General features: G+C 71.3%; 7 protein-coding genes. 3 read left to right on the top strand and 4 right to left on the bottom strand.

Features of this window, described 5'->3' with window-relative positions; translation table 11 throughout:
• Positions 1-303: 303 nt before the first annotated feature.
• Both AOK08_RS44105 and AOK08_RS37070 read right to left on the bottom strand, forming a co-directional pair.
• Positions 304-1,617: an LLM class flavin-dependent oxidoreductase gene (locus AOK08_RS44105; protein ID WP_055534293.1), complete on the bottom strand. Its 1,314-nt coding sequence runs from the start codon at positions 1,615-1,617 to the stop codon at positions 304-306.
• A gap of 100 nt (positions 1,618-1,717) precedes the next feature.
• Positions 1,718-3,772 (bottom strand): FAD/NAD(P)-binding protein, encoded by a 2,055-nt coding sequence (locus AOK08_RS37070; RefSeq protein ID WP_079054488.1) that lies wholly within the window; start codon positions 3,770-3,772, stop codon positions 1,718-1,720.
• An 831-nt stretch (positions 3,773-4,603) separates the two neighbouring features.
• Between AOK08_RS37070 and AOK08_RS37065 the strand changes: the two genes are divergently transcribed.
• On the top strand, positions 4,604-5,047 hold the full coding sequence (locus AOK08_RS37065) for a cell division protein SepF (protein WP_055534292.1): 444 nt from the start codon (positions 4,604-4,606) through the stop codon (positions 5,045-5,047).
• A 38-nt stretch (positions 5,048-5,085) separates the two neighbouring features.
• Here AOK08_RS37065 and AOK08_RS37060 read toward each other — a convergent pair whose 3' ends face one another.
• The gene (locus tag AOK08_RS37060) at positions 5,086-6,285 is read right to left on the bottom strand and encodes an acyl-CoA dehydrogenase family protein (protein WP_055534291.1); all 1,200 of its coding nucleotides are present in this window, start codon (positions 6,283-6,285) and stop codon (positions 5,086-5,088) included.
• Positions 6,286-6,486: 201 nt separating this feature from the next.
• Positions 6,487-8,091, bottom strand: coding sequence for an MFS transporter (locus tag AOK08_RS37055; RefSeq protein ID WP_055534290.1), 1,605 nt, complete (start codon positions 8,089-8,091; stop codon positions 6,487-6,489).
• 238 nt (positions 8,092-8,329) lie between these two features.
• On the opposite strand from AOK08_RS37055, the gene AOK08_RS37050 reads away from it, so the two are divergent.
• Positions 8,330-9,496: a mannosyltransferase family protein gene (locus AOK08_RS37050; protein ID WP_055534289.1), complete on the top strand. Its 1,167-nt coding sequence runs from the start codon at positions 8,330-8,332 to the stop codon at positions 9,494-9,496.
• Between the two features lie 221 nt (positions 9,497-9,717).
• On the top strand, positions 9,718-10,715 hold a 998-nt coding region (locus tag AOK08_RS37045), incomplete at its 3' end, for a phosphatase PAP2 family protein (protein WP_055534295.1).

Raw genomic sequence — 10,715 nt, 5'->3', positions numbered from 1 at the left:
GGCCCTGTGCCGGTCCCCCGTCATGAACCCCGCTCCGGAACCCGCACCTGAACTCGCCCCGGAACCCGCTCCGGATATGACTCCGGAACCGACCTCAGAAACCACGCCAGAACCCACGCCAGCTCACTCCTTGGAAACCGTCGTGCGCCGCCTTCGGCACACGCCCTGAACCACGCGTTCCGTGCGCGGCCCGGCCCGTACACAACCTGTATGTCATCTTTGCAACCACGGCGCTCAGTCAGTCCCCCCATACGGGTTCGCCCGGCCGGTCCACGAACCCGTCCAGGCCACCCCGACGGAGGGTCATGACACGTCCCCGGCCGTCAGGACCGGACCGGCATACGGGTTGGCCGACCGGGCCAGCCCCAGGTGCTCCCGGAGGGTACGGCCCGGGTAGAAGGTGCGGAACAGGCTCCGGTGCTGGAGCAGCGCCACCGTTCCGTTGACGAGCCGCTCCAGATCGCGGCGCGGCTCGGCGGGGACGAGATGGAAGCCGTCGACGACGCCGGACGTGTGCCAGGCGGTGATCAGTTCGGCGAGGTCGACGGGTCCGCCCCGGTACAGCGGGCCGTGCGCGCTCGGCCGGGGACCACCGCCCCCGTGCCCCGGCTCGGCCGCGTGCTCTCCGCCCCCCAGGTCGACGACCAGGCTCGCGAGGACCCGCAGCTCGTCCGGGTCGCGCCCCAAGTCTTTCGCTGCGACCCGCAGTTCGTCCCGTACGGCCCCCGCCTGCGCGGCACTCACCGCCCGGACGAGCACCACGTCCGCGTACCGGGCCGCGAGCTGCCGGGCCCGCGCCGCGGTGGCGTCGACCACACGGACGGGGTGGCCCCGCGGTGGCTGCGGCGCGCCGGACGGGCCCTTGACGGAGAAGGGGGTGCCCTCGAAGTCGTCGACCCCGTACGGCTTCCCGCGCTCCGCGTGGCCACCGGCCACCACGTCCCGAAGCTCGGCGTCCCGCGGTCCGGCGTCCCGCAGTTCGAACGCCCGTCGCCCGTCACCTCGCAGCCCGTCGCCCCGCAGCCCGGCTGCCCGCGGTCCGTCGCCCCGTAGCCCGTCGCCTCGCAGCTCGGCGGCCCGTAGCCCGGCGCCCCGCAGCTCAGCGGCCCGTCGCCCGTCGCCCCACAGTCCGTCGCTCCGCAGCTCGGCGCCGCTCTCCCCGCCGTCCCCCAACCGGGCTGCCACGTCGGCGTCTTCACCGGTCTGCCGCCGCTCTTCGTCATCAGCTACGGCGCGCCGACGGCCGAAGAGCCGGGGCTCGGCCTCGGTCGCCGACAGGTCGAACTGCCAGCCTGCCCGTCCGTCGCTGACCCGGTCCAGGGTCGCCAGCGCCGCCGGGACGTGACAGGGCTCGGTGTGCGCGGTGGCCACGGTGGCCACGGTGGCCACCAGCCCGATCCGCGCGGTGGCGGGCGCGACCCTGGCGAGCACGCCGAGCGCGTCCGGTCCGGGGGACGCGAAGGAGTCGCCGAGCGTCACGAAGTCGAGCCCGCCGCTCTCGGCGAGCCGCGCCGCCTCGACGTACGGATCGGCGTCGAACAGGGTCGGCCGGCCCGCCCGGGGCTGATCGACGGCGGCGGCCAGGTGCAGCAGCCCCCGGCCGTGCGTTGAGGACATGGGGATGAGCCTTTCGTCGGTGCGTCACCGCACTCGCGTCATGAGGGAGGCTTGTCGTGCGGGAGGCTTGTCTTGCGGGAGGCTTGTCTTGCGGGAGGCTTCAGGCGGCGGTGTCGTGACCGGCGACCGGTTCGGCAACGCGCTCGGCAATGTGTTCGACACCACGCCCGGCACAGCGCTCGCCACAGCGCTCGCTACAGTGCCCGGCACGGTGCTCGACATCGCGCCGGGCACCGCACTCTGCACGACAACGGCCGTCACCGAGTGCCTCGCCGCGTCCCTCACCGCGTTCGTCGCCGCGTTCCTCGCCGCGTTCCTCGCCACGCTCGGGCTCCGGCTCGACGTCCGGCCCATGTGCCGAGTGCAGCGCCCTGAGCAAGGTCAGCGCGGCGCGTGCCGTGGCGTCGTTCTGGCGGAAGGCGGGACCGCCGGTGCGCGGCCGGGTGAACGCGCCCGAGCCGCGCGCCTCGGTGTGCGGCCCGAGCGCGAAGCGGCGTGGATACGGCCGGCCGTCCCGGTCCAGGATCCGCCCGTCACCGCGGTCCACGGCGAGCAGCCCCTCGGGGGTCACACCGGCCCCGTCGCCGTACAGCTCGCGCAGCAGGCTGTCGCGGGCGCGCTCCAGGGTGGGTTCCGGCAGCCGCGCCTCGACGAGCGCGCGGGCCTCCACCGAGGCACCCGGCACACTGGCACCACGCGCCCGGAAGACCCCGTCCTCGGCGGTGACGGTCGTGTCGGCGCCGAGGAAGTTGAGGATTCCGGCCCGGGACAGCGCGAGCATCTGCCGCAGCCGGGGTCCGGGCGGCCCGGAGGCGAGAAAGCTGAAGAAGCCGTGCCACCAGGCTCCGATGTCGCCGAGCCGCACCAACTGCCCGTAGACGGAGAGCAGCCCGAGGAAAACCGCCAGGTCCGGGCTGTACGAAGGATCATGACGTCGTGTCAGATCGTTCCGGATGTACTCTCGCAGCCCGTCCTGGAGCGCTTCGTACGACGGATGGCGCACCCCGTCGAGCGGACGGTCGAGGGCGTCGAGGTCGAGCCGGTCGGCCGGGTCGGGCACGGTGGAGGCGACCAGCACCTCCCGCTCCGCCCGGTCCCCGGCGGCGTACTTCTCCTCGAAGTCCGTCCAGGCGCCGCCGGTCCGCTCCGGGTGGACGGTGAACAGGCGGTGATAGTGCGCGAACCCCAACTCCTTCTCCACCAGCGGCCATACGTCCCGCCGGAAGTCGAACCCGTCCGGACGCGCGAGCAGCGCGTCCACCTCTCTGGGGCCGAAGAACCGTGGCAGGGGCGGCCGTTCACCGGTCCAGTCGTACCCGATCTTCGAGTGGTACGGCACCCCGCGCCGCGAGCCGACGTGCAGCACGGGCTCCCGCCCGGACGGCACATAGGTCAACTCCCCCTCGTCGCCCTCGGGATCACCCTCGTACCGCCCGCCGCGCCCCTCCGTGAGGAGCACCATCAGGTCGACGAAGGCGAGCCCGAAACCCCGGACGAGGACCGGCTCACCGGGGCGCAGCGCGGACAGGTCGCTGTCGGCGGTGAAGTCGGGCGGCAGATGGAGCAGCCCGTTGGCCTGTGCGTAGGCCGCGAACTCGCTCTGCTCGGCGTCGAGTTCGGCGTCCAGGTGGCCGAGTGTCAGGACCACGGCGTCGGCGGACAACGGCAGGTCCCGCCCCTCCAGCCACACCTGCTGGCGTCCCTCGCGCGGCCCGTCGACCCGCAGGGCACGCCCTACGTGGTGGTGGACGCGGATGCCGGGCGGCAGGGCGGCCAGCGTGTCCTCGTACACCCAGTTCAGATAGGCGCCGAGGCGCCGGCGGTCCGAGAAGAGGCGGCCGTCGATCTGAGCCCACTCGTGCAGCGTGGGTCCCGGGCGCACCGGGCCCGCCATGGCCACCGTCTCGTCGGTGAACATGGTGACGTCCTGGGCCTGCGAGTTCATCCACAGCAGCGGGGACTGTTCCTGGCGCCAGATCCGCCCGCCGCCCGGCGGATGAGGGTCGACGAGATGGATGTCGAGGCCTGAATCCCCGTACAGCTCGGGTGCGTTGGCGGCGATCCGCTCCAGGAGGCCGGTCCCCCGAGGACCGGCCCCCACGATGACGAGGGTCGGCTGGGGGGCTGCCGGCCCGGCCGGGATGTCTGAGGGCATGCGAGGGCTCCGTGACGCGATGGGTCGAACACGGTGGTGCCTTCACACAGGCGCGCGGGGCGCGGTACGGCCGAGCCCCTCAGCAGGGCCGTCCACCGACTGTACGGCGGCGTTTCCCCTCACTGTCAAGGCTGTCCGAACTGTGAGCGGTTCATCTCATTTCGTTGACGCCGAACCGGATGCCTGCTCCACTTACCCCATGCATCCGCAGCAGTGGCTGGTCAAACGCTCCCACATCGACCTCGGTCGCGTGTGGTCCTCTTCCTGTTGAGCTGACCCCCTGCGCGCCCACTCACCCGGGCGCCTTTTCGCGTTTCCGTACGTTTCCGTGCGTTCCCGTGCGTCCCCTTGCCTTCTCTTTGCCTCTCTTGCACACCTCACACCGCACGCCCCACATCTCACACCCACACCTCATCAGCGCCTCATCCGCGCCTTCACACTCGCGCGCACCCCTCCCCTCAGCACCTCTTTCCCTTTCCCACCGCCCACTCCCCGCCGGAGACCGCGAACTGACCTGACGTCAGGCGTGAACCGGCCGGGACTGGGCACCCGACAACGACAACTGAGCCCCCGTCAGGAAAGCGGGCAGGACACCCATTCACCCATACGTCCCAACGCTCACCCATACGCCACGAAGAATCATATTTCACTCTCAGTCAGCAGCCGGACACGGTAAGACCCTTGCGGCGCGGGGCCTCTCGACGAAATGGTTGTGCACCAGTACCGTCACGAAACCCCCGCGCGGCGTCTATTCACTTGGCGCGCCATCCGCATCATGGATGACGATAGGGATGCGGAATGCATGAGAGACCGCTGTGAGAGGAGGCGTCCATGGGATCGGTACGCAAGGCGAGTGCCTGGCTTGGCCTCGTCGACGACAACAACGATGACGAGCGTTACTACGACGACGACTACTCCGAGGGGACCGAGCAGCCCGGGGATGCCTGGGTCACGGACCCCCGGGTCAAGGTCGCCGGCGAGGTGGCCGAGGAGAAGGGCCGCCGGATCGGCACGGTCACCCCGGACAGCTTCCGGGACGCCCGCGCCATCGGCGAGCTCTTCCGGGACGGCGTCCCGGTCATCATGAACCTCACCGCCATGGAGGCCGGCGACGCCAAGCGCGTCGTCGACTTCGCCGCAGGCCTCATCTTCGGTCTGCGCGGCTCCATCGAGCGGGTGTCCAACCGCGTGTTCCTGCTGACCCCCGCCGACACGGAGATCATCAGCGGGGAGCCCCAGCCGCACCGGGCGGACGGTTTCTTCAACCAGAGCTGAGCGAGGCCGCTCACCGGCCCCGCAGTCCGCTGTTCAGGTCAGCGGAAGGCGTCCAGTCCGGTGAGCGCCTTGCCCAGCACCAGCTGGTGCATCTCGACGGTGCCCTCGTACGTGAGCACCGACTCAAGGTTCGTCGCGTGCCGCATCACGGGGTATTCGAGCGAGATCCCGTTGGCGCCGAGGATCGTCCTGGCCGTACGGCAGATGTCGATGGCCTCTCGTACGTTGTTCAGCTTGCCGAAGCTGACCTGCTCGGGACGCAGGCGGCCGGCGTCCATGCGTCGCCCCAGATGGTGGGCGAGCAGAATCCCCTTGTACAGCTCGACCGCCATGTCGGCGAGCTTGGCCTGGGTGAGCTGGAATCCGCCGATGGGCCGCCCGAACTGCTCGCGCGTCCTCGCGTAGTCGACGGCGGTCTCGAAGCAGGACCGGGCCGCGCCCATGGCACCCCAGACGATCCCGTAGCGCGCGTGGGAGAGACAGCTGAGGGGCCCGCGGAGTCCGGTGACCTCGGGCAGTACGGCATCGGCGGGCAGCCGCACGTCGTCGAGCACCAGCTCGCTGGTGACGGAGGCCCGCAGGGACCACTTGTGCTTGATCTCGGGTGCGGAGAACCCGGGCGTGTCGGTGGGCACGACGAACCCGCGGATGCCGTCGTCGGTCTGCGCCCACACGACGGCCACACCGGCGACGGATCCGTTGGTGATCCACATCTTCCGCCCGTTGAGCACCCAGTCGCCGCCGCTGCCGCCGTCACGCTTGGCGTACGTACGCATGCCGGCGGGGTCGGAGCCATGGTCGGGCTCGGTCAGCCCGAAGCAGCCGATGACCTCGCCGGAGGCCATGCCCGGCAGCCAGTGCCGCTTCTGCTCCTCGCTGCCGAAGGCGTGGATGGCGTACATGGCGAGCGAGCCCTGCACGGAGACGAGGGACCGGATACCGGAGTCCGCCGCCTCCAGCTCCAGACAGGCGAGGCCGTACTGCACGGCGGAGGCGCCGGCGCAGCCGTATCCCGTCAGCGACATCCCGAGAGCCCCGATGCCGCCCAGTTCACGGGCGAGCCCCCGGATGTCCGGCAGCGCCCCCTCCTCGAACCACTCGGCAACATACGGCACCACACGATCGGCCGCCCAGGCCCGCACGGTGTCCCGGATCGCCAGGTCCTCCGCGTCCAGCAGGTCGTCGAGGCCGAGGGGGTCGGCGGGGTCGAAAGGGGGCAGCTTCGCGTGCACAGCCACAGGGAGCCCTCCGGCAACTCAATAAAACTAACACCGCTAGTTACGACGCTGGCCCCGACGGTACGACGGAGAGTGCCGTACGTCCAGCACCAAGGAACGACCGCGAGCCGCAAGCCGCCGACGCTCGCGCACCCCCATGAGAGACGTCCACCTCTCGGCATGCCCGCCACAGGTGGTGCGTGGGTGGGAGATCCGTCGCGGTCACACCGGGACGCGCGAGGGCTCGACCTCCCGGGGACCAGGCACCGCGGCCACCTCACTCCCCGCGGGGGCGACCCGCGGCAACCGCAACGCCATCACCGCCCCCAGCACCAACAGCCCCGCGCTCACCAGCAACGTCACATGCAGCCCGTGCACGAACGCGTCCCGGGCGGCCGTCCGCAGGGCCACACCGGGCGGCCCCCCGAGCCGCCCGGCGACCTCGTACGCCTCGCCCAGTGAATTCCCCGCCGCGGCCGACGCCGACGCCGGCACCCCCGGCACCGACCCCACCCCGGGCGCGTACGCCGCGTTCATCACGCTTCCCAGGAGCGCGATCCCGATCCCCGCGCCGAGCTGGTACGACGTCTCGCCTATCGCCGCCGCCCCGCCCGCCCGCTCCGCCGGGGCCTCGCTCAGCATCGACTCGTACGCCCCGAAGAGCGTCGTCTCCAGGCCGAAGCCCAGCAGCACGAACCCGGACAGCAACAGCGCCGCGTTGTCCTCGTCGCCCATCGCCGTCAGCAGCAGGACCGCGGCCGCGGTGAGACAGAACCCGGCGCACACCATCGTCCGGGGCCCGAACGTCCGCAGCAGCCGCGCCCCGGCGAGCCCGGCCGCCATCGCCGCGAGCGTCAGCGGCAGCAGCCGTAGCCCCGTCTGCAACGGCGAGAGCCTCAGCACCAGTTGGAGATACTGCGCCGCGATCAGCTCAAGCCCGACCAGGGCGAGCATCGCCAGCACGATGCACCCGACGGACGTACTGAACGCGGGCCGCGCGAACATCTTCAGGTCCACCAGCGGATGCGTACGCCGCCTCTGCCGCCGTACGAAGACGACGAGCAGCGCCACGCCCACCACCAGCGGCCCGACCGTCAGGAGATTCCCGGCTCCGTCCCCGCCGCCCAGCCGTTTCACGCCCAGCACGACACCGAACAGCCCGCCCGCCGCCATCAGCGCGCCGACCACGTCCCACGGGCCGTCGGCCCGCTCACCGCGCGACTCGGGCAGCAGCAGTCGCCCGACCGGGAGGCTGACCAGCATCAGCGGGATGTTGACGAGGAAGACCGAACCCCACCAGAAGTGCTCCAGCAGAAAGCCGCCGAGCAGTGGACCGACCGCCGCGCCCACCGCCGCGACCGCGCTCCAGACCCCGATCGCCAGCGCCCGTTCACGCCGTTCGGGAAAGACCTGGCGCAGGATCGAGAGCGTCGCCGGCATGATCATCGCCCCACCGACGCCCAGCAGCGCCCGCGCCAGGATCAGTACCGGGGCGCTCCCGGCGAGGGCGGCCAGACCGGAGGCGACGCCGAACAGCCCGTACCCGAGGAGCAGGATCCGTCTGCGGCCGACCCGGTCGCCCAGCGTGCCGAACAGGATCAGCAGCGAGGCGCAGACCAGCGGGTAGATGTCGACGATCCAGAGCAGCTCCATCGCGCCCGGCCGGAGGTCCTCGCTGACGGCGGGCACCGCCACGTGCAGCACGGTCGCGTCGACGGCGACGAGCAGCAGGCTCGTACAGAGGACGAGGAGGACGACCCACCGGTTGGCACCGGCCCCGGCCACCCGACGGCGCGGCGCGGCGGCGGCCGTGGTCGTCCCGGACATGTACGTACCTCCAAGATTCCCTCGCGTTCGACGGTCCGCGGGGTGGGGACTCCCCGGGGGCCTCGGCTCGACCGAGGAGGAGCGGTGTCCTCGGTCCGCGCGGCGAAAAGCGAGTGGTCCGACAGCGTACGCGAGTTCACGGCGGCCAAAAGTGGCGGACCTCTCACGGGCCCGCGGAACACGTGTGTCGTGGACCACCCGCCCCGGCCCGGTGCCGTACGCCGTCGATAATCGACCGGTGACAGCTCTCGCCACCCGCCCGCCGCCCGCGCCGTCCGCGCCACCCGCGCTCCGCCGGGCCGCGCCCGCCCTCCTCGGGTACGCGGCCGTCCGTTTGCTGGGCCTGGCGGCGCTGGCCCTGTGGAGCGCGGCGCGGGACAAGGACGCGTACAGACTGCTGACCGCGCGCTGGGATTCGCTCTGGTACACCCGGGTCGCCGAACTCGGCTACGGCTATGAGGTGCGCCTCCCCAACGGCGACGTGCACTCGAACCTCGCCTTCTTCCCGCTGCTCCCCTGGCTGGAGCGGCTCCTGGCCTCGTTCACCCCGATGTCGTACGCCGACGCGGGCTTCGCGGTCAGTGCCGTCGCGTGCTTCGCCGCGGCCTGGGGCGTGTTCGCGGTCGCGGATCATGTCTACGGCCGCCGGGCCGGCGTCTTCGCCGTGCTGCTGTGGGCGGTGCTGCCGGTCGGGATCGTCCAGTCGATGGCGTACAGCGAGTCGCTGTTCACGGCTCTGGCCGCCTGGTCCCTGTACGCGGTCCTCACCGGCCGCTGGGTGACGGCGGGCGCCCTGGCCCTGCTGGCGGGCCTGACCCGCCCGGTGGGACTCGCGGTGGTGGCGGCCGTGTGGGTGACGGCCATCGCCTCGCTCCGCACGGCGCCCGCGCCACACGGCGGCGCGTCCGTCCGGCGGCGCGCCCTCGCCATGCTGATCGCGCCGCTCGGCGCCGTCGGCTACGTGCTGTGGGTCGGCCACCGCACCGGTGAGGGCCCCCTGGGCTATCTGGACGTCCAGGCCGGCTGGCGCAACGGTTTCGACGGCGGAGCCGCGTTCGCCCGCTTCGTCGCCGCCAAGTTCACGTCGTTCCCGTCGGCGCTCGCCGGGATCGCGCTGACGGTCGGCGTGGGCCTGCTGATCTGGCTGTTCGTCGTCTGCGTACGGCAGCGCCAGCCGCTGCCCCTGCTGGTGTACGCGGGTGTCGTCACCGTGCTCGCCCTGTGCGCGTCGAGCTACTTCGGGTCGAAGCCACGCCTGCTGCTCCCCGCGTTCCCGCTCCTGCTGCCGCTCGCCCAGGTCCTGGCCCGGGCGCGTACCACCAGGTCGGTGCTGGTGACGGGCGCGGTAGCGGTCGCGTCGGCGGTCTACGGGGCGTTCTGGCTGAACGGCTCCGGTCCACCCTGAGCTACCGTCCGGCGAATTCCGGACGACCCCCGGGTGAACCAATTCAAAAGAGCCATAAAACAACACGGCCGCATGATCAATGGAAATGAAGGGAAGATGGGCTGCCGAATAGGGATTCCAGGGAATTAAACATCCTCCTGAGAGGAATCCCACATCACATCGTCATTACAAAGCAGTGAGTTGGGCGGTGATCCCAGCTCACTCGCTGTAACGTCGATTGGGTGCGTACCGAACGAAACCTTGCCCGTCTGGACCGGGTGTTCGCGAGGCTGGACCGGGAACCGGAACGGCCGACCCACATCGATGTGCCGAGGATGAGCCGGCACAGGATCGCGCTCCTTGTCGCGACCCTGGCCTTCTATCTCGCCACCGTGTGGGCCGTCGTGATCACCTCGTGGCTGGTCCGGCTCGACTGGCAGGTCATGTTCTTCCGGCCGTACCAGCAGTGGCCGGAGATCCACGCGTTCCTCGACTACTACGTGGTGCTCGGCCAGCGCGGCCCCACCGCCGTGATGATCGCGGCCTGGCTGGGCTGGCGCGCCTGGCGCCAGCACACCCTGCGCCCGCTGCTCACGTTCGGTGTCGCGCTGCTGCTGCTCAATGTCACGGTCGGTGCCGCCAAGATCGGCATGGGCCGTCTCGGACCGCACTACGCGACCACCATCGGGTCGAACGAGATGAACATGGGCGGGGATATATTTCCCAGCGGCCACACCGCCAACGCCGTGGTGACCTGGGGCATCCTGGCCTATCTGGCCTCGACCCCGTCGACCAGGCGCTGGCTGTCCGCGAGTTCGGCAATGCTGTCGCTCGGCGTCGGCCTCACCACGGTGTACCTGGGTACGCACTGGCTGAGCGACGTCATCCTGGGCTGGGTCGCGGGCCTGCTGGTCCTGCTGGCGCTCCCCTGGTGCGAACCGCTGATCACCCGCGCCGAGACCTGGATCCTGGACCTGCGCGACCGCAGGCGGGCCCGTATCCCCGAAACGGCGCCGGTCCCGGTCCGAGTCGGCTCGCCCGCGCTGCTCAAACCGCACGCGACCGCCGAGGAAGAGGTCACGGTCCGCGAGAACACCACCCCGGCGGCCCGTACGTCGCGGACACCCGCGCACCCCTCGCACCCCGCACACCCCGTCCATCTGGCCCCGGGCCCGCACGCGAGCCGCTCGGAGCGCAGCCCGGTCACACCGACCGGCAGCCGCCGCCCACCGCACTCGGA

Source organism: Streptomyces graminilatus (genome assembly GCF_001418565.1).
GTDB classification, from domain to species: Bacteria; Actinomycetota; Actinomycetes; order Streptomycetales; family Streptomycetaceae; genus Streptomyces; species Streptomyces graminilatus.
This window is presented reverse-complemented; position numbering and strand designations above follow the sequence as displayed.

Coding starts and splice junctions, on each gene's coding strand:
- AOK08_RS37055 (WP_055534290.1), bottom strand. CDS start 8,091: ATGTCCGGGACGACCACGGCCGCCGCCGCGCCGCGCCGTCGGGTGGCC.
- AOK08_RS44105 (WP_055534293.1), bottom strand. CDS start 1,617: ATGTCCTCAACGCACGGCCGGGGGCTGCTGCACCTGGCCGCCGCCGTC.
- AOK08_RS37065 (WP_055534292.1), top strand. CDS start 4,604: ATGGGATCGGTACGCAAGGCGAGTGCCTGGCTTGGCCTCGTCGACGAC.
- AOK08_RS37070 (WP_079054488.1), bottom strand. CDS start 3,772: ATGCCCTCAGACATCCCGGCCGGGCCGGCAGCCCCCCAGCCGACCCTC.